The following is a 25,720-nucleotide window of genomic DNA, read 5'->3' as shown; positions in this document are numbered from 1 at the left end:
GGCGCGACGTCGGATCCCTTTGCGCTGCTGGACGAGAGGAGGCCCCTCTGTCTCCACCGCCGATCCCCGCCATGACCGCAGGCCAGCCTCGTGCGATGGATCGCAAGCCGCTACGTTCGGTATGCCGCGATCATGCACACGGGCATGGGAAGGTGTACCTGGCCGGCGACGCTGACTGCGCGCACGCTCTCCACTAGTTTTTCGCGCGCACGCTCCCTGTCCTCTTCTGGAATCCTCTCCAGTTGTGTTCTTCTGCCGTGTGACATGCGCCAGTCCCAGAATTTCGAGACCGGCACCGAGATCGGGAAGAACATATTTAACACTTGAATTTTCACGTACTCAAGTTGGTGTATAGCGGCGACTATGGCTGAGCTGTCGATTCCCGGCATGTGCGCTCGTTCCTGTGCGGATGCGCCCATGAACTCGATGAGGGCCGCGTCTGCGGTGCGGTCGACGATGTCCAGGTCGTCAGGTGCTGCCGCGGGGGTGCAGATGGCGATGCGTCCTCCGGGGCGAAGCATGTGCGTGAGCCGCCGGAGGGTGCGTTGTGGCTCTGGAAGGAATTGAAGGACGAGGCCGGCGAGGAGGACGTCGAAGGTTCCCGCCCTTGTGGGAAGAGCGTCTGCGTCGGCAACCACCGCGAATGCGTGGGTGAGTCCGCGGGCAGCAAGTGCCCGGTTCGCTTGGCTGACCATCGCTGATGACTTGTCGATACCGATGGCTCGTCCGCGGGGGGTAACGGCCGCGGCTGCGGGCAGGAGCGAGGCACCGCGGCCGCAGCCGACGTCGAGAAGGTCCTCGCCCGGCTGTGGCAGGGCCAGCTGCACCAGGGCTTGCCCCGCTTGTTCGAAGAACTGCCCGCCGATGCGCCCGTAACTAGCGGCGGCTCGGTCGAAGACAGTGCCACGGCCCTGGCCGCTTTGCGGGCCTCGGATTTGCATGAATCCTCCAGATGGGGTCAGAGGGCTTGGGAGCGTGACCCGCCCTCTACTGAATGGCTCGGGGCGCAAGGTCCGTGCTAATCGACTGAGCGGTCACTACGCTGTTCGCCGCGCACAGATCAGGGCTGAAGCCCGCGCCAACGTCAGCTGGAGCTACGGGCCCCGGTACGGGTCTGGCCCGGGTCGCTTGGGTGTCCCGGCCGCGTACTGCCGCAGGCTCTCCCCGGCGCGCTCGAGCAGGGGGGCGGCGGGTGAGCCGTCGAGGGTGTACAGCATGAGATCAACCTGGTCGTCATCGCGGAGGACCGCGGTGATTTGCCGGGGCCAGTGGAAGAGGTCCCTGGACTGCACGATCGTCACCTGGCTTGCACCGTCTGCGGTGCGCGGCGCGCTGACGTAGTTGAAGGAGATCGCCGCATCGGGGTTCCACTGCCGCCAGGACAATGCGGCTGCGCGGATGTCGGGGAACGGCGCAGCCTCCCTGGCGTACACCCGCTGTTGGAGTTGGGCGGGGTCGTCGCCGGGGTGCAGCGGCACTGGGGTGAAGTACCAGAACATGCCCCAGGCGTCGTTGGCGTGCGCGATCGTGTTGTCTCGCCCGTTGGCAACGAGGTAGAGCGTCACGTTCTCGCCTGCCGTGACGGCTTGCCCGGTCAGCGCGGCCAGGCAGGTCCGGAGGTTGGTGCCCTGCGCCGCAGCACGGGCGCGGCACGCGCGTACGGTTTGCGCGGGGATCGTGGTGTGGTGCTCATTGGGCTGCTTCGGAGTCCAGGTGAGCGACGGCAATGGGGGCGCTGCGGCACCGGTGGCTGCTTCGCACCCCAGGTGCCGTAGGACTGGGGCGGCAGGTGGGCCGGGCGGGAGAGGGCCGCCTGCCGCCAGTAGCGTGAGCTGGTGCAGGAAGTGCCGATTGCTGTGGCCGTCCACCAGCGCGTGATGGGTCTCCATGCCCAGGAACAGGCCGTGGCGGCCGGTGAAGGCCATCAGGGTGGCGAGTGGGCCTCCATAGCGGGCTTGTCGAACATCCAGGTGGTCGGGCCCAGTCATCCAGGAGCAGGCCGCGTCCCCGTCTCCGGGTTCGACCCGCAGGTGTGGCCCGGCACTCGGTAGCCATCGCTGGGTGAGAGCGCCAGTGCTGGAGTCGGTGTGGAACCGGCGGTGGAGGATGTCCAGCCCTCCCAGCCACTGTTCAAGCCGCTGGAGGAACCTGGCCTGCTCACCTGCGGGTATGTCGAGGTGGAGGAGCTGACGTGGCAGGTAGATCCCTGTCTGCGGGCTGAGGGCGGCGAACTGGAGCATCAGCTGCTGCATGGCGCCGGCCGGGGCCTGCAGCGCGCGACGAGGTCGCCCGGTCGAGCGTGTGTGCTTCGGGGCGGTGGCTTGGGCGACCCGCTCCTGTTTCGGTTGGAGCGCCGCGTTGATGGATTCAAGGATGCTCGCGGCTTCCTTGGGGGAGGTGGTGCCGCTGTGTCTCAGGGTTGCGGTCGTGGCCTCCGCACCAGCACGGAAGGTCAGCGCGAGGGGGTACGGGGTGAGCAGCGTCGGGTTGGTGGGGGCAAGCGCCTGGATTCTGCGCTCCAGTGCGTCCGGTGCTGCGCCGGTGTCCTGGATGTCGACGGCTATGTGACCGACTGCTGATCCGAAGTCGGCCCGGCCGCTCCAGCGTAGGGCGCCGTAGCCGGCGCCCTGATCCGGGACGTCGGCAAGCTCCAGCGCCAGGTGCTCGATCGCCTCGTCCGTGGGCAGGTAGGGCGCGAGGACGGGATGATGGAGTCCGAACCAGCCGACGGCTTCGCTCAGATCCAGCTCGGGATGGCTGCGCCCGTTGCGTTCCAGGTCGATGACGGTGGGCTGGCCGTCGTTGTGGTGCCCCAGCGCCTTCCCGGTCGCGGCGAGGAGGTACGCGGCCGGGCTGTGTTGCGAGCGCTGGGTGAGCTCGCTCAGGGGCGGCAACGTGATGCTGGTCTGCCGCAGCCTGGAGACGAGCGGGGTCTGGGGCGTGGTGAGCCCCCCGGCCAGTACTGCACGCCATAGCCCGGTCTCGGCGTCGAAGTGACCGGCTGCGATCTGCTGCTCGGTCAGCTCGGCGAGTTGCTGGTATGCGTGGTCCTCGGAAAGGCTGGCACCGTCCAGGGTGAGGGCCAGCCGTCGGCCGATCACGGCCCAGGACCAGGGGTCGACGGCAAGGTGGTGCCCGAAGAGGACGAGGCGTCCCGATCCGTCGTCCCGATGGACAGCGACCGCGGCGAGCATGCGTCCGGTCACCGGGTCCACAGCGCGCTGAGCCCTGGCCAGCGTCTGTCGCAGGTCCCGATCGGAGGCGCTCTCGGCCACGGCGGCGACGAGCGGCTGGTACGGGGAGGTCACGCTGAGGGTTTGCTTGCACCGGTCGGTGCGGCAGCGCAGCGCCGGAGTGCTCTCGACGAGGTGTTCCAGCGCGGAGGCGAGCTGCGCCACCGGGGTCATACGGTCGAAGGCGATGCTGTGGCGCAGGGTCCACCGCCTCCAGGCGGGGATCTTCAGCTGGTGCATCCACCGGCCGGTAGGGGTGAGCGGAAACCGCGGGCTCGTGTGCCGGGTGGTGCTCTGGGCGCGGGCGCGGGCGAGGCGGTGCTCGAGGTCGCGGTAGTAGGGGGCCTCGTACACGTCGGCGGGGGTGAGCTGGAGTCCGGCCTGGCGCAGTCGGGTCACCAGGTGCAGGACGGTGAGGGAATCTCCCCCGTCGTGGAAGAAGTGGTTGTCCGGTGTTGGCGTGGTGCCCAGCAGTTCACGCCAGAGTTGGCCGAGCACCGTGTCGCCGGCGCCGAGCCGGGCGGACGCGGGTGTCGGTGGGGTGGCGAGGCTGGCGAGTGCGTCGTCGTCGGGCTTTCCGGTGGGGCGGGTGGGGATCCGGCCGACCTGGTGGACATGGTGGGGCCAGTGGGTCGGCGGCAGCATCTGCCGGAGCTGGGCAGTCAGTTGCTGGGCGTCGGGGCAGCCCTCCACGAAGAGCAGCAGCCGTACGACGTCGTCGTGGCGGTGCGTCAGGGCCCGTGCGGCTGTGCATAGACCGGTGCGGATGGCCTGGTTCTCAAGGGCGTCCAGCTCCACTCTGTAGCCGCGGATCTTGACCTGACGGTCGATACGGCCGAGATGGACCAGGGCCGCGGGGGTGTGCATGGCGCGGTCGCCGGTGAAGTACCAGTGCCCAGCGGTGTCCGGCAGTGGGTGAAAGGACTCGGCGGTCAGGTCGGGCTGGTCCAGGTAGCCCGCCGCGAGGCCGGCGCCGGTCAGCGCCAGTTCGCCGGGGGTTCCGGGAGGGGCGGTGGCTGCCCGGTCGATGACGATTCGAGCGGCCATACCGCGGATGGGCCGGCCGATGGGCACGGGGTCGCCGGCTCCGGGGGTGGACTCATGGACGGTTGCGGTGACGGTCGCTTCGGTGGGCCCGTAGATGTTGAACGTGCGGGCCGGGGCGAATCGGTCGAGGTCGGTGCTGCGGCAGCCGTCCCCGGCGGAGGCGATCATCCTCAGGTCGGGCAGGTGCACGTCGGCATCGAGGCTTCGGAATAGGCCGGCCGGGAGGAAGGTATGGGTGATGCGGTGGTGCCGCAGCTGTTCGGTCAGCGGCGTGGTTCCGATGGGGTTGCCCTGGATGAGGGTCGCTCCCAGGACCAGCGCCGTGGTCACGTGGCAGATCCAGGGGTCGACGGTCGGCGGGGCGACCAGCAGCACTCGGCTGGTGGTGTCGAGGCCGAACCGGTCCTGTTCTCCGTGGATGAGGTTGGTGAGCGCTGCCAGTCCGACGGCGACGCCTTTCGGGCGTCCGGTGGACCCGGAGGTGTGGATCACGTAGGCGGGCGGGTCCGGCAGGTCGTCCTGGTCCGCGGTGGGAGGAAGGAATGCGGCGCTGACGCCGTCGGCGTCCAGACGCAGCGCGGCGAGGCGGTCGGGTGGTGTGTCGCCGTCGTAGGGGATGTAGGTGCAGCCCAGTTGCAGGCAGGCAAGCCAGGCCGCGGCTCGGTCTGCGAGGCGGAGTCCGCAGACGAGGACCTCGCTTCCCTTGCGCGCGCCCGCGTGCTGCAGCGCCTCGGCGGTGGCGGTGGTCAGCCTGAGCAGTTGCGGGCCGGTGTAGTTGGCGTCCCCGTCCAGGATGACGGTCCGGTCGGTCCGGCTCAGTTGCCCGACAGCGGCTTCGTGTAGCGGCGGACCGGTGTAGCCGGGTGCCGGGGTGGCCAGGGCCTGGACGCTGGCGCGGTCTGTCGGGCTGAGCAGTTGGTCGGAGCAGAGCGGGGTGTCCGGCTCTGCGGAGAGTGTGTGCAGGAACTGGCGGAAGGTGCTGGCCCATCGGTCGAGGCCGGCGGCGAGCGGATCGCTGGCGCGGCCGGTCAGCTCGACGGTTGTGGAGCCGTCGTCCAGAGAGCGCACGACGGTGCTGAGCGCCGCGCCTTGGGGCGTGCTGTCGGCCGTGACCGGGGAGAGGGTGATGCCGGGCAGGGACGGGTCACCGGGCGGGGCGACCGCCTGCATCACGAACGCGGTGGCTCCGGGGGCAGCCAGAGTGGGGGCTCCGGCATCGTGCAACTGGTCGGGAGTCACCATGACGTGGTCGTGTGCCTCCAGGATGGCGCGGTGCGTCACCCGGATGTATTCCGGCAGCCGGAAGTTCCAGGGCATGGTCAACCGGAGCGGGAGCACGTGAGCGAACTGGCCGACGGTGTCGAGGTGCTCGTCGGTGCGGGTGTCGACGGCCACGTGGATGCTCAGATCGCTGGTTCCCTGGAGGCGAGCCGTGGTGTGGGCGTGGGCCGCCAGCAGGACAGCGGGCACGGTGGCGCGCGATGCTCGGGCGGCGCGGGCGAGGGCGGCTGTCTGAGCGGGTGCCAGGTGCAAACGGAGCCGGGGCACGGTCTGCACCGGCTCCGGATCGGGCAAGAGCTGGGCCTGCGGCGCAGCGGTGAAGTCTGTGTACCGGCGGCGCCAGTAGAGGTCGGCCGCTTCGTCGGGAGCCTGGTCGGCGAGGGCCTGCGCGAAGGAACCGGGGCGCTCGTGCCGGTCGCCCCGGTAGATCGCGGCCACGGTGTTGAACAGGAGCTTCATGGAGCGGCCGTCTACGAAGGCGTGGTCGATGATCTCGGTGACCACCCAGGTGCGTTCGGCGACGCGGTGCACGGTGATGTGGCCGATCAGGCCGTGGTCAAGGTCGTAGCGGCGGCCGAGTTCTTGGTGGAAGTCGTCGAGGATGGCCTTCATCGTCGGCTCGATGGGCTGTCCGCTCCGCCGCTGGTCGAGGAGCCGTACGTCGATGCGGGCCTGGGCGCCGGTCTGCCAGGTGTCTCGGACGGAGAGGTGCAGTCGCAACGCGTCGTGTTCTTGGGCGGCGGCGCGGTATGCCTCGGCGAGCCGGTCTTGGTCGAGGGGCCCGTCCAGGCGGAAGATCCGACCCGAGTTCGCCGTCGGGTTGCCGAGCCGCCGGGCCGCGAGCAGAGACATCTGCGCCGGGTGCACCGCGAGTTCAGACACCGGATTCTTTCCGTTCCGCGATTAGGGCGGACAGTTGCGTGACGGTGGGGTGGTCGTGTAGGTCGACGGCACCCAGGCGCAAGCCATGACGGCGCTGGATCGCGCCGGAGAGCCTGACCATGCCGAGGCTGGTCAGGCCCTGTTCGAACAGGTTGGCGTCTGCGTCGACGGGCTGGTCGGTGATGGCCGCGCAGGCGTCCAGCAGCCACGCGCGGTCGTCTGTGGGCGGGCCCTGCCGCGGGTCGGTCCGGTCCATGGGCGTGCTCTCATCCCTTCGCGGTCAGGCGGTTCAGGTGGTCGGTGGTGCGTTCCAGCAGGTCAATGGCCTGCTCTTGGGTGAGGGTGGCGGATGTCCAGGACGCACGAAGGCGTCCTGGGCCGGTGGCCGAGGCGGACAGTTGCAGGCTCAACGGGTGTTTCGGCCCGGCGTTCGGTGCAGCGAAGCTGTTCCAGGTCACCGGGCCCAGCCGGCGGGTGGTGGCTGGTTGCTCGATGGCCAGGGATATCTGCGGCCGTCCGACGGAGCGGCTGAGCAGTCCCGGTCGGGCGTGGGCGTGTCGGGAGGCAAAGTTGAGGGCCCGTTGACAGTGCTGAACGAGGCGGTCGCCGGTGGGTTCGACACGAATGGGCAAGGGGGCGGAGGCGACGAAGCAGCCGACGATGCCGGCCTCGGCGGCGGTCCGCCGCAGGCTCATCGGCATGTGCAGCACGATGCGCCCGTGCCCGGTTTGCTCGGCCACGGCCTGGGCTACGGCTGCAACATAGACCGCGGCTGGGCCGACGCTCAGACGCGCGGACACATCGGCGGTGTCTACTGGGCCGAGGGCGCGAGCTTGTTGGCCATAGCCGTTTGGGGCCGGTGGCCGTTCGAGGTACCCGGGGTAGGGGCGGGTTTCGTGCGCTTGGCAGCGCTGCGCGACGGCTTCAGCGGCCGTGCGCGCGCTGGTGGCCGCCGCGGCGCCGGTGCTGGCCTCGGCCCATCTGCTGTAGCGCAGGTCGGGGCTGGTGGGCGCCGAGATCGGAGGGGTACTGGCGCGGCGCACTATCTCGGTCCACAGCAGTTGGAGTGCGTGCTCGTCGGTGTACAGGTGGTGTGTCGTCAGTGCGCAGACCGTGCTGGGGCCGGTGGGGGTGTCGGGGAGGCGGAAGAGGTGGAATCTGAGGCGGGGGCCGTCGTCCCAGAGGTCGTAGGCGGCGGCCCGCTGCGTGGTCATCCAGGCTTCGACCGTTCCGATGGCGTCGGCAGGGTCGAGGGAGCGCAGGTCGGTCTCTTCGGTGGGTACTAGCGCCGGGCTGGGCCCGGCGCTTGCGCTGATTCGGTAGCGGTCGTCGAGGTTGAGGGTCCAGTGCAGGGCGTCGTGCCGGGCGGCGGTGTCAGTCGCGGCTTGCCGCAGTGACCTGGTCAGGACACCGTCGACGGTGATCGCGTTGACCATGGTGTATGCAGCGGGGTCCGGATTGCTGGTGCCGGCTTCGAGAATGGCCTGCTGCGGAGCCGAGAGTGTGCGTGACTGTGTCACCCGGATCCCCGATCCCGCGCGGGTAGGCCGGTGGATTGCGCAGGCAGATGACAGGGGTGCCGTGAGCCGCGCCCTAGGGACGCCGACCGAATCATCGCTTGTTGGCCCAGTAGCCGGTCATCAGGGTCTTGCGCAGGACGCCGTCCTGGCTGCCGGCGACACCGTGGAGCGAGACGGTCGAGTTGGGCATGATGAACGCCCGGTTCGGGGCGAACTGCACCTGGTGGGCCGTGCGGTGCGCGGCGTTGGAGCTGAAGTCCAGGAAGTCGTGCTCCCCGGCGTGGCACTCGTACAGTGCAGTCCCGTAGCGGTTGAGGCTGGTCTCGTCGGTGTCGCCCTCGAGCTGGAGGTAGACCACGATCGTCAGGAGCTTCGGTGCGGCGTCCAGGTGCGCGCCGAGCGCCTCGGTGGCGCCGGTGTCCTGGTTGGCGTAGAGCTTGAAGTTGGGCTGGTCCCGGTCCTGGAGTCGGTCCAGGCCCAGGTGTTCCTCCAGGGGGCCCGCGAATCGCTCGAACAGCGACCGGACGAATTCGGGGTGGCGGAGCGCCAGGCGGGTTCGGTTCCACGTCTCGGTGGCCATCGGCGCGTCGCTGCCCGCGAAGTTCTCGATGATGCGCTCTTTGCGGTTGCCGAGGTAGGCCTTGGGCTGGCCTTCCACGAACCGGGCGACCGGGTCGAAGCCGGACTGCGAGGGCCAGTTCGCCAGGACGCTGCGGTAGAGGTCCTCGGGCAGGAAGTCGTCGACGGTGGCGAACGGGAACGGGGCGTCGTGCAAGTTCAGGCGGTCCAGGGCGGGGAGGAGTTCGGCGGCACCGGCGGGGATGTCTGCGCCGATGACCCGCTGGTAGCCGTCCAGGTAACGAGCCAGGCGGGGGTGGGCGGTGGTGGTCTGTCCGGTGGTGGTCACGGTGTTCCCTTTCGTCAGTGCTGGACCGGTGTCGCCGGCGCGGTGTGGTCGTCGATGAGGGCCGCGAGGGTTCGCAGGGTGGGTGCCTGGTAGAGGTCGCGGGGGTGGATCTGCGCGGCGAAGGTTTCCCTGATGGCTGCGACCAGGAGCGCCGCGAGCAGGGAGCTTCCGCCGATGTTGAAGAAGTGGCTGTCGGCGGTGATGTCGTCGGTGCCCAGCAGTTCGGTCCACACCCCCGCCAGGCGCTGCTCGGTTGGGGTGAGCTCGTCCGATGTCACCTTGCCGGCGGGCTGTCGGCTGTCGTGGAGGGCGGAGCTCGGGAGCTGGTTGAGGGGGGCGTCCGGTTCGCTGAGCACCGCGGTGAGGACGGCCTGGAAATGGTCGAGGAGGTGGTGTGCGGTGGTGGCGGTGAGCTGGTCGGCTCGGTAGGTGGCCCGGCACGCGATCATCTGGTTGCTGGGCCACAGGTGCAGCTCGAACGGGTACCTGGTGTCGACGCGGTCGATGGGCCAGGGTGCCGCGCTGAGGGCGTGGAGGCTGAGGTCGGCGGCTGGGAGATTGTCGTAGGCGAAGGAAAGGTGCGTCAGCGGGCCTATGCGGCCGGCGTGGTCGGCGGCGAGTTGCGCGGCGATCTCGGCGATGGGTGCGTCTGCGTGGTCGAGCGCGTTGATGACCTCTTCGCGGACTTGCCTGACCAGGGCGGTGAAGGTGGTGGTGGGGTCGATGCGGCTGCGGATCGGCAGGACGTTGACGAAGAATCCGATGAGGTTCTCGAAGTCGGCTGTGGGACGGTCGCCTCGTGGCGTGTTGACGATCAGGTCCTGACGGCCCAGCGCGGTGCCCATGGCAGCGGCGAAGGCCGCGTGCAGCACGATGAACTCGGTGGATCTGGTGCGTTGGGCGAGCTCGAGCAGCTGACTGCGGGACACACCGACGGACGGGATTTGGATCTCTCGGGCGCTGCCCGGCGGATCGTCGGTCTCCTCTGCCTCCAGTAACGGGGGCTGGTCTGCGACGCCGCGCAGCTGCTCGCGCCAGTACGCCAGATCTGTGGCGATGCGCGGCCGGTTTCGGGTCTCGGTGACGTAGTCGCCGAAGTCCACGGACAGCTTCGGGATGTCCGCGGTGGTACCGGTGGTGTGGGCGGTGTAGAGGGCGGACAGTTCCCGGGCGAAGACGGATTTCGACCAGCCGTCGCACACCAGGTGGCTCATCAGCCAGAACAGCACGTGCTCGTCAGCGCTCAGGCGCAGCAGCATGACTTTGAACCCGGGCTCGCCGGCGACGTCGAAGGGGCGTGCGGCCTCGGCTTCGATGATGCTGCGGGCCGCCGCCTGCCTCTCCGCGGCCGTGACAGGTTGGAGGTCGACCACGGGCAGCGGCACGGGGCTCGCCTGGTGGACCAGCTGTGCGGGCAGCCGGTCCGGTGCGAGCGATGACGGCTCGATGGCGGGAAAGGTGGTGCGCAGCACGTCGTGCCGCTCGGCGATGCAGTCCAGGGCCCGCCGGAGCGCGGGTACGTCGAGGGCTCCGGTCAGGTGGACGGCGGTAGGCACGTTGAGGGCGACCGGTCCGCTCGCGGCGGTCTGCAGCAGCATGCCTTGCTGGCCGGCGGTGAGCGGGCGGCTCCTGGCATGCGGCGGGTTGGTGGCTGAGGCCGTCATGGGGCGGTGTCCTCCTGGGAACGGGTGAGCGCGGCGCAGAACGCGTCGAGGACGGGGTGGTCGAACAGGGCGCGCACGCTCAGCTGCGGGTGCCCGCTGCGGCGCAGTCGGCTGACGACACGGGCCGCGGACAGAGAGGTGCCGCCGCTGAGGAAGAAGTGCTGCCCCGGGGCGACCGGGCGGCCGAGGATCTCGGACCACAGGGCGGCAACCGCTTGGAACTGCGGGTCGTCGGCGTCGTGGTGACCGGCTGTGCTCTGTCCGGCAGCGGGAGAGGCAGCGAGCAGGCGTGCCACCGCCCGGCGGTCGGGTTTTCCGCTGGGGGTGCGCGGCATCCGGGCCAGCCCGGTGACGGCGGCCGGGCGATGGGAGTGCGGCAGGCGGCTATCCACCCAGGCGAGCAGGTCGCGTTCGTCGAGGAGGACGGTCTCTCGGACCGTGCCCAGGGCGGCGGCCGGTGAGGCGTGGCTTTTTGTGTAGCCGGGGCGGCGAGCGTACAGGTAGTGCAGGCTGGCGCCCTGTGACATGGGGTCGGCTTCGGTGACCGTGTGGAAACCGCGGGTGTGGAGCTGGTGTACGAGGTCGGCGAGCCGGCCCTCGATGTCGTGGACCTCGGCGACGATCTGGTGGATGCGCGGCCAGTGGCGCTCGTCGATGCCGGCGAGGACGTCGGCCTCGGCCTTCTGCACATCGATCTTCAGCAGGTCGACCTCGTCCACCCCGGCGGTATCGAGCACGTCGGACAGACGCAGGACCCGGCAGGGGAACAGGTGACCGCGCAGCTTCCCCTCGATGATGTCGGCGGCTTGCTCGCGCCAGGCCTCGGCGTCGTCCACCGCGCCCGTCTCGATTTCGCGGCGGGCGATGGCATGCAAGGTGGCGGCCTCGGCGACGGGGTCGGGGTGGAGGGTGGACAGCCCGGTCGCCCCCGGGTACCAGGTGATCTCGGCGGTTCCGGTACGGCTGCCGAGGGCAGCTTCGAGGAGCTGCACCGTGGCGGCCTCGTTCAACTGCAGGTTCGCGGCGCACAGTTGGTAGGTGGGTGGACACGGTTCGAAGGCGAGGACCCGGGCGGCACGCTGGGCCACGGACAGGGAGAACAACCCGATGTTCGCCCCGGCATCGACGACCGTGGCGCCGATCGGTACGACGATGCCGTGCCGCTCGTACACGCGGTGCCGGTAGATCTCCTCGTGCATGTGCGTGGTTTCGGGTGGGTTGGCTTCGAGGACGTGCAGTTGCGCGTCGAGGTCGCGCAGCGGGTGGGCGCTGTCGTCGATCAGATGTCCGGGACGCAGCTGGACAGCGGCGTGAATGCGCGGATCCTGGTCAGGGGCGGTGAGCGGGACGGCGACGGCCTCCAGGACGTCCTGGTGGTTACGCAGAGCCGCCTCGACCGCGTTCAGGTCGACCAGTTTCCCGGCCACCTTGACCTGGCGGTCGGCGCGGCCGGTCAGCACGATCCGGCCAGCCTCGTCGACGCGAGCGAGGTCGCCGGTGAGATGCCAGCGGCGGCCCTCCCGGGTCACGAACCGGGTGTCCTGTTCGCTCTGCTGATAGCGGTAGCCGCGGGCCAGGCCGGGGCCGGACACGGCGACCTCGCTTCGTCCGTCGGCGGGATCCTCCTGCTGCGGGTGGAGCGCGACGTGGGTGCCGGACAGCGGGTCGCCGATCGGGAGGTAGCCGTCTCCTGGCAGGGCCGACGCGGTCACCAAATGGGCGGCGACGATGCCGGCGGTCTCGGTCAGCCCGTACATCGCGAAGAACCGCAACTCGGGCAGCAGCGTGGTCCAGCGCCGGGCAAGGGCGGCGGGGATGGGTTCGCTGGCGGCCATGATCCGGCTCAGGCCGGTGGCGGCGAGCGCGTCCGACGCCTGGGTGTCGGCCAGCAGGGCCAGCAGGGAGGGGACGGTGTCGAGGCTGGTGATGTGCTCGGTGGCGATGAGCGCGAGCAGGGCGTCGGGATCCTGGCGCTGCGTCTCGTCGGCGACGACGACGCACGCGCCGTGGAGCAGGGGCAGGAACAGTTGCCGGACCGAGGAGGAGAAGCTGAGGGGGGCCAGGAGCAGGCAGTGGTCCTCGGGGGTGATCTCGGTGAGCTGGTTCAGGGCCGCGAGGTTGTGCAGGACCGCTTGGTGCGGAACCTCCACCAGTTTCGAGGCCGCGGCCGTGCCGGATGTCGGCATGACGTAGGCGATGCCGTCGGTGACCGGGGCCTCGTCGGGCGCGAACGGGACGAGGGTGGCATCGCGGAGGAGGAAGTGCGGCTTGGCCCGGCCGGTGATCTGCTCCGGGTCGTGCGCGGGGTCGAGCGGAAGGTAGGCACACCCGCAGGCCATGACGGCCAGCAGATCCAGGAGCGCGGGCACGGACCGTGAGACGTCCACGCCGACCAAGGCACCTGGGGTCAAGCCCTGCCGGCGAAGGGCATCGGCGTGCTCGCGGATGTGATCGGCCATCTGGCCGTAGGTCAGTCGGCCGTCGGGCAGCCGTAGCGCGGAGGCCTCGGGCTTGGCGCGGGCGACGGTCTGCAGCGCGGCGATCAGGTCGGCGGAGGCCCGGTCAGGCATGGAACGTCACCGCCTTGACATCGGCGGCGGCGACCGGCCCGCCCATCGCGACCAGGATGGTGCGCTCGCCCTGGAAGGCGCGGCGGCCGTGGGCGGTCAGCATGTTGTCCAGCAGCAGGACGTCCCCGAGCTGCCAGTCGAACTGGTGGGCCTCCTCACGCAGGACGGTGCGGGTCAAAGTGAGCAGCTCGGTGGGGATCTCCGCGCCGACGCCGGTGCGCGCGTGCATCGGCATCTGCTCGCCGAACAGGTCCCGCCACAGCTCCTCGCGGTCGGGACCGCCGTGGGAGGCGTGCCACAGGTGCATCTGGTTGAACCACACCGACTCGCCGGTGACCGGGTGGCGGATCGCGGTCGGAAGGCTCTGGGCGGTGCGCAGGGTGTCGCCGGGCAGCCAGGCGTGGTCGATGCCGTGCTCGGCGCAGTAGCGGCTGACCTCGTCCTTGTCGTCGGTGCCGAACGACTGCCGCCAGCTGATGCCCGGCCCGTCTGCGCCTGTCTGGTGCCGGATGTAGGTGACCTGGTCGGGTATCTCGCCCGCGGCGGCGGTGACGCGGGCGAAGACGGTGCGGCCGTCGACGAGCGGGGTCTGTCCGCCCCGGCCGAGGGTCGGCGGCTGCGCGCAGTAGAACGCAATCCGGGCCGGCCACAACGGGCTGTAGGCGAGCTCATGGTGCGGCGGAATGTCCTGCGTGCTGTCCCATTCGGTGCTGGTGTAGACGCCGTCGGTGACGGGCGTGCGCGGGGAAGCGCCGTGGACGTAGGGCAGGAGGTCGCCGAGGAAGGGGCGGACGGCCTGCCTGAACTCCTGCGGGCCGCTCACGGTGAACCCGCGCAGCAGGACCGCGCCGGTGGCGGCGAGCGCCCGCTCTACCTGGTCGGCGTGCTGGCCGGTCCAGGTGGCGAGCGGGACGGAGGTCGGTGCGGTGAGGGTACGCGGGATGGTCATGCAAGGCTCCCCGGGCGTGAGGTGAGCGCCAGCGCGGTGTCCTGGAGCATCTGTGCGCCCAGGACCAGGTCATCGGGGCTGGTGTCCTCGTGCGGGACATGGCTGACGCCGCCGATGCTGGGCACGAAGATCATCGCGGCAGGGGTGATGGCCGCCATCATCTGAGCGTCGTGCCCGGCTCCGCTGGTGAGGGACAGCGTCGGCACCGCGCGCCGGGCGGCCGCCGCGGCGATCGACCGGCGCAGGGCCGCGTCGGTGAGCACCGGCTTGGAGGTTGCGGCTCGGGTACACGAGGCCTTCACCGTGCGGCGCTGCGCGATGCTCTCGATTCGGCGCACGGCCTCGCCGGCCGCCTGGTGCAGTTGCCCTTCATCGGCGTCGCGCACATCGACGGTCAGGTGCACGAGGCCCGCGATGGTATTCGGCGAGTTGGGCGCGGCCTCGAGCCGGCCGACTGTGGCCACCTGGCACCAGTCGGCGGCGGACATGCCTTCGACAGCGAGGATGATCTCCGCAGCGGCGGCGAGCGCATCGGAGCGGCCGGGCATCGGGGTCGTGCCGGCGTGGGCGGCCGCGCCCATGAGCTCGACTTCCAGTTGGACACGTCCCACGATGGCGTCGACGATGCCGATGGAGATGCGCTCGCGTTCCAGGACCGGGCCCTGCTCGATGTGCAGTTCGAGGTAGGCCAGGAGCTGATGCGGGTCCAGGCGGGCCTGGTCGATGGCGTCGAGGTTGCCGCTGGCCTGGGTGAGCGCGTCCCGCAGGAGGGTGCCGTCGTAGGCGGTGGGCGCTGCCGCGGGTGTGGGCAACTGTCCGCTGGCGGCCAGCGATCCCCAGAACGGCTGGGGGTGCAGCGCCCCTTCCTCGTTGGCGAAGGCGATCGCGGTGACCGGGTGCGCGAGGTCGAGGGAGGTGAGGTTCTCGACGGCTTCCAGGGCGGAGACCACCCCGTAGACCCCGTCCAGCGGACCGGCGTCGACGACGGTGTCCAGATGCGAGCCCAGAATCAGCGTGGTCGTGCCGGGACGTGGGCGCGGCCCGAGCCACAGATTCCCGGCGGCATCCACTGCGGTGGGGAGACCGGAGTTCTCGGCTTCGCGGACCATGTAGCGGCGGGCTTCGAGGTCCGCAGGGCTGAAGCCGGGGCGGGTCACACCGCCGCTCTCGGACCGGCCGATCTGGGCGAGCTCCGTGAGGCGGCGCAGGAGCCGGTTCCGGTTTACGGGCTGGGTGCGCATCAGTTCACCTCTCCTTCCGGTGTTGTCGGCGCGGCCGTGTGGTGGAGCTGGTGGGCCTCGACTGTGTGAACGCACAGCTCCCCCAGACTCGGAGACCGGTCGACGGCAATCAGAGCGACCCGGGCGGGCAGGGAGAGGGTGCGGGCGAGCACGAGGGCGGCACCGGTCGTCCAGGACAGCGTGTTGGGCAACTCGCTCGCGGCGTCGGCGGCCGGCTTCAGGCCCAGGGCATCGGTCACCTGCTGGCCGATGGCGTTGTCCACGGCGGCATGTCCGGTGGCGTGGTGCCTGGTATTTCCGGGCGCCGGGAGCGCGGAGCGGTCGACCTTGCCGTTGGCGTTGAGCGGGACGGCGGGGATGGCGATCAGGTGGGTGGGGAGCAGGTGGTCGGGCAGCCGCGTGGCCAGGTGCTGGCGCATCTGGCCGCTGTCGATCGGCGTGGTGGCGACGTAGTAGCCGGCCAGGGCCAACAGTTCGCGGCGGCTTCCGACTGCCGTGACGACGGCCTCGGTGACCTGCGGGTGGCTGGTCAGCGCGGCCTCGACCTCGGCGGGTTCGACGCGGAATCCGCGGATCTTGACCTGCTGGTCCCGGCGCCCCAGGAACTCGATGCTCCCGCCGGGCTGCCAGCGGCCGATGTCGCCGGTGCGGTACATCCGGGCAGCCGGGTCGGCGGCGAAGGGGTCGGCTAGGAATCTCTCGGCGGTCAGCTCTGGCCGGCCGCGGTAGCCGCGGACCACGCAGGCGCCGCCGATGTACAGCTCGCCTGGGACACCGACAGGAACCGGCTGCTGGTCCTCGTCGAGGACGTACATGGTGGTGTTAGCGATCGGGCGGCCGATCGGGACGAGCTCCACACCGAGATCAACGGTGTCGTCGATCGTGTGCACGCTGTTGCCGACGGATGCTTCGGTGGGCCCGTATTCGTTCAAGATCCGTGCGTGCCGGGTCGGTTCCCGGTCGCGCCAGTGCGCCAGGGTGCGGGTCGTGAACGCGTCCGCACCCACCACCAGCATGCCGGTCAGTTCCTTGGCCTGGTCCGCGGTGAGGAGCTCGGCCAGCGCGTCGAGCTGTCCGGGGGTCAGTTTCAAGAATGCGAACGGAGCGTTCTCCGCCAGCACCTCGGTGATCTGGAAGAGGTCAGCTCCCTCCGGGATCATCAGAACGCGCTGCCCGGCGAGCAGTGGCGCGTACAGGTTCGGCACGACCATGTCGTAGGCGACGCTGGAGAACACCGCGCCGCCGCCGGTGCGCTCGCCGATGTACTGCTCGACGCACCAGCGCAGGTAGTTCACCAGGCCGCGGTGTGGCACCTCGACGCCCTTGGGCAGACCGGTAGACCCGGAGGTGTAGATGACGTAGGCCAGGTCGTCACCGGTGACTTCCGGAAGCCCCGTTGGGACATCGGGATCAGTGTCGCCACTGGCCAGGTCCCGGATTTCCGAGGCCGTCCACGGGCCGTCCGGGGTGCTGGCGGCGTAGGTGGCGTCGCTGAGCACCAGGGTGACCTTCGCGTCATGCAGCATGTGCACGGTCCGGCTCTCTGGCGCGAGCGGGTCCAGCGGGAGGTAGGCCGCGCCGGCCTTCATGACCCCGACGAAGGCCACCAGCAGGTCCGCGTTCCGGCGCGCCCGGACCGCGACGATCGCCCCGGGGCCGATGCCGAGCCGGGCGAGCCGGGCCGCCACTTGGGCAGCGCGTTCGTCCAGGTCCCGGAACGTCAGCTGCTGGTCCGGGTCCTGGACGGCGACGTGGCCGGGCGTGCGGCGTGACTGCTCCTGCAAGAGCCGGTGCAGCGGAGTCTGCAGGTCCCAGCCACGCTGCGGCCCCTGCCAGGCGGCCATCGTCAGGTTCTCGTGCGGCCGCGTCAGGACCCGCGGCCCAGCGGAGCGGGGCGGCAGTGACAGGGCGGTCTGGTGGACCTCGCCCAGTGCCCGCATCTGTGCCGGGCTCAGGCGCATGGAGACCAACTGCAGCTCGATGGTTCCGGTTCTGGGGCAGTGGATCAGGTGCAGCAGCACCGTTGCGTCCGCCGGGTGGGTGGTGGCCGATCCGAGCGCCGTGCCTCCCAGCGGGATGAGCTCGCTGGTGTCGGGGTCGGCCAGGTCGGCGGCAGGCCCGTGTGCGTCGACGAGGACCTGGGTGTCCAGGACGTCCACCACGCCGAGCTTCCGAGCGATCTCGTAGAGGGTGGCCGAGGCTGTCGCAGCCAGCAGGGAGCGGCCAGCACCGGCCTGATCGTCGTCGAGGCGGCCGGTGCTCTCGGTCGGCGGCACGGGGGCGCTGGTCACGATCAGGCGCTGGCGGCTGCTCAGTTGGACGGATATGTTCGGGGCCGGGCGGCCAGTGGCGGTACGCACCGCCGTGAGATGCGCATTGATCAAGGACTCCAGCGAGTGGCCGGGGCCGACCGGCACCCGGACCTGGACCGGGTCGCCCGGCGAGGATGCGGCTGTGTCGCAGGCCGAATCCGTGGGCTCGGTGATCCAGAACCGGGGCTGCTGCGCCCCGTCCTGCACCTCTGCTACTGCCACAGGCGGCCTTGCGGACGGCAGGGCCAGCTCGGCTGCGTTCCGGCGGGAGGCGGCGGCGGCCTGGTGGTAGCGGTGCAGGACCGTGGCCAGCGCCTGAGTCTGCTGCCCCAGGGTCAGTGCGGCCGGGTTGTGGACCAGCAAGAGAGCGGCGGCACCGGGCCCGGTGATCAGCCCGAGGCGTACGGCCGGCGACAGTGCCTCGGGGGCGGGATCCAGCCGGGTGACCTCGCTCCCCCAGGCCGTGGCCAGCGCGCCGACGGTCTTCGTCAGGGATTCTGCGGGTTCATCGCCGAGGTCGTGAACGGTCAGGGGCGGCGGTTCGTCCAGGAACCGCCACACAGGCGTGGTCTCGCACAGGGTCAGCGCCTTGCACAGCCCGGGCAGATCCGTGGCAGCGGCACGGTAGGCGGCTTCGAGGCGTACGCGGTCGGGGACGAAGCCAAGCTGAAGGTGGACGACGGCGGCCCCGGCGCGGACACCTACGCGCAGCAGCGTCAGCTCGTCCGCATCCAGGGCCCCGGCCGGGGCCGATGACGTTGCGGAGGTGGTCATGGTGCTCTCTTTCGGCAGGGTGTGAAGGCCAGTCAGCTGAGCAGGGTGACGGGCAGGTAGTCGTAGCCCCAGGTGCGCAGAGAACGGGACCGTCGCCCGTCTCCGGCCGGGGCGAGCTGGGTCACTCGCTGCGCCATCGCATCGAGCAGGCAGGTGAGGGTCAGCCGCGCAAGCCAGGCCCCGAGGCAGTGGTGTGAGCCCATCCCGAACGACAGGTGGTGGTTGGGCTGGCGCCCGATGTCAACCTGGTCAGGGGCGGGAAAGACGCTGGGGTCGCGGTTGGCGATCGGGTGCCAGGCCGTGATGCGCTCCCCGGCTCGGATCGTGGTGCCGCCGATGGTGAGGCCCTCGGTTGCTGTCCGCATCACGTTCAGGCTGGGCGCGCTGAGGCGCAGGACTTCCTCCACCGCGCCCGGTAACAGATGCCGGTCGGTGCGCAGTCGCTGCCACTGCTCGGGCGCCGCGATGAAGGTGCTGGCCGCGCCCACCAAGGCCTGCCGTGTCGTCTCGTGCCCGCCGGCGAGCAACAGGTGCGCGTTGTAGAGGATCTGCTCCAGGCCGAGATCCACCTGCTTGTCGGCGCGCAGCCGGGCAAGTACTCCCTCGCCCGCGCCGGGACGGTGCAGGAGCTGCTGGAAGTAGAGGAACAGCTCAGTGTTGGCTTCGGCCACGTCCTGCTGGCTTGGTTCGGGCGCGGGAAGCGGGCCGGAGCTGGAGCCGAAAGCCGCGGCGGTCCACTGGGAGACCTGCTCGCGGTCGGCGGCGGGGATCCCGAGGATCAGACCGGTCAGGGTCAGGGTCATCCGCGTGGCCACGGCCGTAGCGAAATCGACCTTCCCGGCCTGGAGTACCTCGTCGACCACCCTGCGCGCCGTCTCGGCCAGCGGATCCTCGACGAAGGAGAGCGCCTGGGGTGTCATGGCCCGGCTGAGCGCGGCCTTCATCCGGCTGTGTGCGCGGCGGTCGGACTGCACGAGCATCCGGCCGCGGGCCGGCTGGTCGGCCTCGTTCAGCTGTCCGACGTGGACGCCGTACTGGCTGGAGACCTGCCGCCGGCTTCGGTACAGCTCGACGACGTCGGCATACCGCGTCAGCGCCCAGAACCCGTTAGGAGTCCCGGAGTTCCAGTAGACCGGGCAACTGCGCTGCAAGTCCCGCAGTTCCTCCAGCCCGCCGGTGGTGGCGAACAAGCCCGGGTCGGCGAGGTCGATGCCGGGCACGTCAGCCCCCGTGGTGGGGGTCGTACTGCGCCATTGGCAGTTCCGGTGCCGTGTAGGCGGGAATGGCGTCCCAGCCCAGCAGCGCCCGCCGGCGCAGGTCGAGCGCCATCGCGACCGCCCGGTCCGGCTGCCAGCCGAGGTGCTCGGCGGCCTCCCGAAGCGGGCGCTCGCCAGTGGCCAGGTCGAGCAGGAGCGCCTCGTCCGGGTCGAGACCGGTGGTGCTGGCGCCCGGCGTACGGACTGGTCGCAGGGCGAGGCGATCGGGGCCGGGGATCTCGGTCGTGCCGATGAACAGCCGGTCGAGCTGGCTGCCGAACAGGCAGTCGATCGCCTCTGCGGGGTCCTCGACGATCGGCTTGCCCCGGACGTTGAAGCTGGTGTTCAGCACCATCGGGATCCCGGTGAGCCGCTCGAACTCCGCGATGAGCGCCCGGAAGCCGCCGGGCAAGTCAGCGGCCACGGTCTGCAGGCGGCAGGTGCCGTCGACGTGGGTGATCTCCCGCACCTGCGGCGCCTTGTCGGGCCGAACGGGGCAGACCAGGAGCATGAACGGGCTGTCGTGACACGGCAGGTCGAACCACTGCGTCGCCTGCTCCTGGAGGACCGAGGCCGCGAATGGCCGGAAGCCCTCGCGGAACTTGACGCGGGCGTTCAGACGATCTTTCATCCCGGCGATCCCCGGGTGGCACAGGATCGAGCGGGTTCCCAGGGCTCGCGGGCCGAGTTCGGCGCGGTCCTGGAACCAGCCGACGATCTCCCCCCGTGCGACGGCCGCGGCCGCTGCTTCGGCGGCGCCGCGCTCGTCGGCGTGGGTCACCGGATCCAGCCCGGTCTTCTGAGCGAGGGCCTGGATGGTGTCCTGCTGGCCGGTGATTTGAGATGGTCCGAGGTAGACGTGGGTCATACGTGAGGAGAGTGCGGGGGCGGCGCGGCCGAGCAGGACACGGTCGGCGTACAGGGCGGCGCCGACGGCGTTGCCATCGTCAGTCGCGGCGGGGAATACGAACAGATCCTCAGGCTGCAGTTCCGCGGCGATGCGCGTGTTCAGGGCACTGTTGAGGAAGCAGCCGCCGGCCAGCACGAGGCGGCGGGTGCTGGCCTCCTGCATCGTCCGGGCGGCCAGCGCCAGGCAGGCGGTCTCAAACTCCCGCTGGAGCTGAGCCGCCAGGTCGAAGTGCTGGTGGTCGAACCCGCCCCCGCCGTGCGAGGGGCGCAGCAGGTAGCCGTCGGTGGTGCGGGTGGCGAAGCCGAGGTCGGCGAGGTGAGCGGCAGCCCCGTCAAACCGGATCCGGTCCCCGTCGACGTGGATGAAGAGCGACTCTTTCGACAAGGGCTTGCCGTAGCTGGCCAGTCCCATCGTCTTGCCGGCGTCGTCGTAGGTGGACCCAGATTCGGCGAAGCCGAGAGCGAGTGTGACAGCCCGGTATACCTCGCCGATGCCGGACAGATCGGACGGGATCCACAGGGCACCGCCCCGGCGGCGTCCGGCGATCCTGCTGGAGGGGCGCACCGTTCGCCACAGCAGCTGGGGCTCACCGGCCGGCTGGAAGAGGAACGCACTCTCCTGCTCGCGGGCATTCTGGCCGATACGTGAACCGTAGGCGTCGATGACAAGCGCGGCGGCCGGATGGTCTGCGGCGCTGCAATAGAAGGCGGCGCTGGCATGGGCGAGGTGGTGCCCGGGGTGGGGCAGCGCGAGCGCAGATGCCGGGTCCGTGAGCAGCCCAAGGCTTTCCAGCAGCCCGTTCTCCTCGCCCTGGCTGCGGGTCTCGGTAGAGGTCGCGATCCAATGATCGACGTCCCGCCGACTGAGGTCCTGGTCAGCAAGGACCGCGTCGATCAGGCGGGCCATAGCAGCGGGATAGGCGTGGTGGGCGACGACACCGCGCTTCACACCGGTGATGCGCTCCAGGGCTAAGGCCCCGCGAACTTGGCCGTCCACGATGAGCGCCGCGGCGCTGTCGTGGCTCATGTTGCAGCCGACGATGACGGTCATGAGGCTCCTCTTAGACAGGCGGAGAGCAGCAGGAGGCCACCGGTGCACGAGAGAACTGAGAGACCGTCAACCCGACTGCTGTGGAAGCCCTTTGAGGGTGATGGGCGTATCTGCGTAGCCGCTAGAGCTGAATGCTGTGCAACCTGTGCAACCCGCTGAGGCCCCTCCCCAGCGACCGCCTAGGGCCGGGACGATCGAGCCACTTCCTGGAAGTGACCCGGAACAAATAGCAACGCGGTGTAAATTCGCCGTCACTCTCTGATGCACCATCGTGTTGAAGGGCTGCCCCATGGCTCGATCAAAAGAGCTCTCACCCAATCACCGGCTCGGACAGCTGATAGCCGAGACTAGATGGGACAACGCCGGCGTTCTCGCCGACCGCGTGAACTGGCTACTCCACCAGGCCGGCAGCCGCCGCGTGATCCACCGCACCACCCCGTACAAGTGGCTGCGTGGGCACGTCCCGAGCGGTCCCGTTCCGGCTCTCGTCGTCCGAGCGCTATCGACCGCCCTGGGGAGGGACCTCACATTCGATGATGTCTGGGTTCACCGCGGCCCGACGACCGTCACCGAGGTGATCCGCGCACACGAAGGACTCGATCAACCCTGGGACATCAACGGCCTGCACAAGCTGCTGAAGGAACTGGACACCGCGCCCGCACGCCGTGTAGTGCTGGCCGCCACAGGAACCGTCCTGACAACACTGGCCTGGCAATCCCTCGCCGCCCCGACTCCCCGCCTCACAGCCTCACGCAAGCCGACCACCGCGGTCCCGCCATCCGCACTGCGGATCGTGGACAGCCTGGTCACCTCCGCGCAGGCCGCTGACGACAGAGAAGGCAGCTCCGCCAGGCAGACCATCAGCATGTCCGTCCCGATCATCGTGAAGCTGCTCCAAGAAGGCGACTACTCCCCCGAAGCCGGAGCCCACCTGGCCCGATCACTTGCCCAGATCTGCCAGACCCTGGCCTCCATGCATCATGACGAACTTGCTGCTGGCATTTCCCAACGCCTCTACCTCATGGCCTTGCGAGCCGCCCATGCCGCAGGCGATCACGCCCTCGTCGCAAGCATCCTCGCTCGCATGTCAGGGCAAGCGGCTGACTATGGACAAGCCGCTGATGCCGTCCAACTCGCCGCGACGGCCACCGAGGCAGCCGCGCACGCCACACCGAGCGTGCGAGCACTCGTCGCCGCCCGCAAGGGCATCGCCCACGCCAACGCCCGCGAACTGGACGCCTTCGAGGCATCCATTGACGACAGCAACCGCTTCTTCGAACAAGCGGTTGTTCAAACCGGAGCCCCCTCCTGGGCCAGCCATACCGACCGGACCGAACTCGACGCCATCGCCGGACGCGGCCTGGTCATTCTCGCCGCCAAACGCACCGCTGACCCGTTGATCGTGTTACCCCGGGCATCCGAGCTCTTACAGGCCAGGGCGCAGACACCTCTGGGTGGCGACCATCAACGCTCCGCCCTACGTCACGGAGCCCTCTACAGCCTGGCTCAGGCCCAGCTCGGCAACCTCGACACCGCCGTCGACGCAGCCGAGACCGCCCTCACCCGGCTTCCGACCGTTGCATCCACCCGAAGCGTGATGCTGCTACGCGATCTTGCCTTCCTCCTTGACCAGCACAGCGCCGCATACCCACGGGCCCGCACGATCGTTCACGAAATCAATGGCCACTGCCAGCGTCTTCATCTGCGCTAGATGCCACCACCGATAGTGACGCTTCACCATGTCCGGCCCTGTGGCTGAAACGCGCGCCAAGCAACGCATCGTGCCTCTGCTGGCAAAGCACATTCACACGGAGGAGTGAGCATGATCAACGGCTGGAGAACGATCTCGTCGACCGTTCAGTACACGGGAGTCCGGGTGGTGGTACGCCGCGATTCGGTCTTGCGCACAGACCGGAGTCTGGGGACCTACGAGTACACAGAGTCGGTCGACGGCGTGCGCGTCGTAGCCCTCGATGAGCAACGCCGGATTGCCCTGGTGGAAGAGAACGTCTACGTGTGCGGTCAGCGGCTGCTGATGTGTCCCGGTGGCGGATGTGAGCCCGGCGAGGCCCCGCAGGCAGCTGCGCACCGGGAGCTGGCTGAGGAGGCTGGCATCCGCGCCGCCGAGGTCGAACCGCTGACGAGGATGTGGCGGATGCCCGCCGGCGCGCGCACCCGCGAGCACCTCTTCCTCGCGCGGGACCTAAGCATCGGTGAGCACAGCCGGGACGCGAGCGAGGCCGATATGGAGCTGCGCTGGGTCGCGTTGGAGGACTCGGTAGCAATGTGCGAGGACGGTCGGATCACCGAAGCCGGCACCCTTGCAGCGATCTTGCTGACCGCGCAGCGCACAGCTGCTAGCCCAAGGCACTGACTCGCGGGTCACAGATGCCCGCCTAGCAAAGACGTCCGCCTGAGCGTCGGCGTTTCGGCCAACCCATCACCGGGCGCCTGCTCTTGCGTGGCAAGGGTCGATGCAGCACTCGCCTCTAATCGTCCGGGAGAATCTGGCCACCCCGCACACCGCGGCGCCTTGCGACAGCTCCCGTCACCACCGGCTGCTCTACCGGGCCGCGATCCGCTGCCCCTGGGCGCTCCGTACCTCGTCCGGGCGGGGAGCGGCGAGATCCCACCGGTGCTTGGGTTGGCGCCACTAGATTGTCGGCATGGCCGAGAAGGAGCACTCACTCAGCGAAAACCGCGTCAACCGGATCGGCAGGGAGGTCCACGCGGTCTGCCCGCAATTCGACGCCGAGGCATTCGCCCGCGACGTCGTCGCTGGCTTCCCGCGGCTCGGGCTGAAGGACCGGATCATCCGCACCAGCAAGGGACTCAGCACACATCTGCCGGTCAGCGGACTCCAGGCCGTTGACATCCTGCTGCGCTCGCTGCCCGCCACACCGCAGGACGCGGAAATCACCAACGACTTCGGCTTCTACATCTACGCCCCGCACAGCCACTTCGTCGCCGAGCACTGCCGCAACGACAGGGACCTGGAGCAGGCGCTGGACGCGCTGCGGCGCTTCACCTCGTACTTCTCGGCCGAGGACGCCATGCGGTACTTCATCGCGGACTTCCCGACGGAGACGTTCAAGGTCATCGAGTCCTGGACCGCCGATCCGGATCACCGGGTGCGTCGCCTGGCCAGCGAGTGCACCCGTCCACGCCTGCCGTGGTCGGTCCGCATCCCCGTGGCCATCGACGCCGGACTGCCGATCCTCGACCGTCTCTACGGCGATGCCAGCCGGTTCGTGACCCAGTCGGTGGCCAACCACCTCAGCGACATCGCCGAGGACAACCTCCCCCTCGTCCTGGCCACCCTCGGCCGCTGGCGGACCGAAGGCCACGCCACGCAGAAGGAGTTCGACTTCATCGCGCGGGAGGCCCTGGCCACCCGGCTGAAGAAGGGCGACGCCGCCGCGTACGAGTTCCTCGGCTACCCGAGCGATCCGCCGGTCCAGCTCTCGCCCGTCCGTCTGGAGAGCAACCAGCTGCGCCTGGGCGACCTGCTGGTGTTCGCCGCGGACATGACGGCAGCGGCATCGACGAAGGTGCGGGTGAACTACGTGATCTCCTCGCCCACCAAGACGGGCAAGCGCCGTGTGAAGGCGTACGTCCTGAAGACCACCGCGGTCCAGGCCGGGCAGACCATCGAGCTCAGCAAGGGACACGCCCTGAAGTCCACGGCCACCGTGACGCTCATTCCCGGCACGTATTCGATTGAGATCCAGGTCAACGGCCGAAGCTCCGCCCCCGTCGAATTCACCGTCGTCGAGTGACGGGCACGGGCGGACCGGCTCAAATGATGGGCGGGGACTCGGCCACGAACGTCTCTCCCCGTCGCGGCCGTCAGTCGCGAGCGGGTAGCTCGGCCCTTGCCGCATCGGGGCCGTCCGTGTCACCCGCTGTCGACCAGCGGCGCGCGTAGCGGTATCCCCAGATGCCTGCCGCAAGCGCGCTCAGCCACATCCAGGGTCCGGGGCTCACCCCAGCGACCGCGCAGAGGCCGACGGCGATCAGCCCGCCGGCGAGCGCGGGGATGAGAGCGAATCCGATGCGGTGCGCGGGGTCGACCGTGGCCATACGGTCATCCTGCCCGAGGAACACGGGGCGGCACCGCGATT

At 69.8% G+C, this 25,720-nt stretch carries 16 protein-coding genes; 3 read left to right on the top strand and 13 right to left on the bottom strand.

Features of this window, described 5'->3' with window-relative positions:
• Nucleotides 1-110: 110 nt before the first annotated feature.
• From ABZ404_RS26760 to ABZ404_RS26705, 12 genes are all read right to left on the bottom strand, one after another.
• On the bottom strand, nucleotides 111-941 hold the full coding sequence (locus ABZ404_RS26760) for a methyltransferase domain-containing protein (RefSeq protein ID WP_358832737.1): 831 nt from the start codon (nucleotides 939-941) through the stop codon (nucleotides 111-113).
• A gap of 153 nt (nucleotides 942-1,094) precedes the next feature.
• On the bottom strand, nucleotides 1,095-6,443 hold the full coding sequence (locus ABZ404_RS26755) for a condensation domain-containing protein (protein WP_358832738.1): 5,349 nt from the start codon (nucleotides 6,441-6,443) through the stop codon (nucleotides 1,095-1,097).
• Nucleotides 6,436-6,699, bottom strand: a complete 264-nt coding sequence (locus tag ABZ404_RS26750; protein WP_358832739.1) for an acyl carrier protein — start codon at nucleotides 6,697-6,699, stop codon at nucleotides 6,436-6,438. Before ABZ404_RS26750 ends, ABZ404_RS26755 begins: the two co-directional genes overlap by 8 nt.
• 10 nt (nucleotides 6,700-6,709) lie before the next feature.
• Complete coding sequence (locus ABZ404_RS26745) at nucleotides 6,710-7,963, bottom strand: condensation domain-containing protein (protein ID WP_358832740.1); 1,254 nt, start codon at nucleotides 7,961-7,963, stop codon at nucleotides 6,710-6,712.
• Between the two features lie 91 nt (nucleotides 7,964-8,054).
• A complete protein-coding gene (locus ABZ404_RS26740) occupies nucleotides 8,055-8,870 on the bottom strand; it encodes a hypothetical protein (RefSeq protein ID WP_358832741.1) in 816 nt (271 codons plus the stop codon).
• 14 nt (nucleotides 8,871-8,884) lie between these two features.
• A complete protein-coding gene (locus tag ABZ404_RS26735; RefSeq protein WP_358832742.1) occupies nucleotides 8,885-10,534 on the bottom strand; it encodes a condensation domain-containing protein in 1,650 nt (549 codons plus the stop codon).
• On the bottom strand, nucleotides 10,531-13,104 hold the full coding sequence (locus ABZ404_RS26730; RefSeq protein ID WP_358832743.1) for an FkbM family methyltransferase: 2,574 nt from the start codon (nucleotides 13,102-13,104) through the stop codon (nucleotides 10,531-10,533). The genes ABZ404_RS26735 and ABZ404_RS26730 overlap by 4 nt, the downstream gene beginning before the upstream one ends.
• On the bottom strand, nucleotides 13,097-14,053 hold the full coding sequence (locus tag ABZ404_RS26725) for a TauD/TfdA family dioxygenase (RefSeq protein WP_358832744.1): 957 nt from the start codon (nucleotides 14,051-14,053) through the stop codon (nucleotides 13,097-13,099). Before ABZ404_RS26725 ends, ABZ404_RS26730 begins: the two co-directional genes overlap by 8 nt.
• Entirely contained in the window at nucleotides 14,050-15,294 is a 1,245-nt protein-coding gene (locus ABZ404_RS26720; RefSeq protein WP_358832745.1) for a Zn-dependent hydrolase, read from the bottom strand. The genes ABZ404_RS26725 and ABZ404_RS26720 overlap by 4 nt, the downstream gene beginning before the upstream one ends.
• Nucleotides 15,294-18,380: an amino acid adenylation domain-containing protein gene (locus ABZ404_RS26715; protein WP_358832746.1), complete on the bottom strand. Its 3,087-nt coding sequence runs from the start codon at nucleotides 18,378-18,380 to the stop codon at nucleotides 15,294-15,296. Before ABZ404_RS26715 ends, ABZ404_RS26720 begins: the two co-directional genes overlap by 1 nt.
• Nucleotides 18,381-18,412: 32 nt before the next feature.
• On the bottom strand, nucleotides 18,413-19,600 hold the full coding sequence (locus ABZ404_RS26710; RefSeq protein WP_358832747.1) for a cytochrome P450: 1,188 nt from the start codon (nucleotides 19,598-19,600) through the stop codon (nucleotides 18,413-18,415).
• 1 nt (nucleotide 19,601) lies between these two features.
• Complete coding sequence (locus ABZ404_RS26705; protein WP_358832748.1) at nucleotides 19,602-21,596, bottom strand: carbamoyltransferase C-terminal domain-containing protein; 1,995 nt, start codon at nucleotides 21,594-21,596, stop codon at nucleotides 19,602-19,604.
• A gap of 289 nt (nucleotides 21,597-21,885) precedes the next feature.
• Between ABZ404_RS26705 and ABZ404_RS26700 the strand changes: the two genes are divergently transcribed.
• The 3 genes from ABZ404_RS26700 to ABZ404_RS26690 all read left to right on the top strand — a co-directional run bounded on the left by ABZ404_RS26700 (nucleotide 21,886) and on the right by ABZ404_RS26690 (nucleotide 25,375).
• Nucleotides 21,886-23,307 (top strand): hypothetical protein, encoded by a 1,422-nt coding sequence (locus ABZ404_RS26700; protein WP_358832749.1) that lies wholly within the window; start codon nucleotides 21,886-21,888, stop codon nucleotides 23,305-23,307.
• 111 nt (nucleotides 23,308-23,418) lie between these two features.
• Nucleotides 23,419-23,970 carry an NUDIX hydrolase gene (locus ABZ404_RS26695; protein ID WP_358832750.1) on the top strand — a complete coding sequence of 184 codons (552 nt, stop codon included), beginning with the start codon at nucleotides 23,419-23,421 and terminating at the stop codon, nucleotides 23,968-23,970.
• 292 nt (nucleotides 23,971-24,262) lie between these two features.
• A complete protein-coding gene (locus ABZ404_RS26690; RefSeq protein WP_358832751.1) occupies nucleotides 24,263-25,375 on the top strand; it encodes a hypothetical protein in 1,113 nt (370 codons plus the stop codon).
• Between the two features lie 70 nt (nucleotides 25,376-25,445).
• Here the strand turns inward: ABZ404_RS26690 and ABZ404_RS26685 are convergent, their stop codons facing one another.
• Nucleotides 25,446-25,679: a hypothetical protein gene (locus tag ABZ404_RS26685; protein WP_358832752.1), complete on the bottom strand. Its 234-nt coding sequence runs from the start codon at nucleotides 25,677-25,679 to the stop codon at nucleotides 25,446-25,448.
• Between the last annotated feature and the right edge of the window lie 41 nt (nucleotides 25,680-25,720).

It is taken from the genome of Streptomyces sp. NPDC005878 (assembly GCF_040629815.1).
Lineage (GTDB): Bacteria > Actinomycetota > Actinomycetes > Streptomycetales > Streptomycetaceae > Streptomyces.
This window is presented reverse-complemented; position numbering and strand designations above follow the sequence as displayed.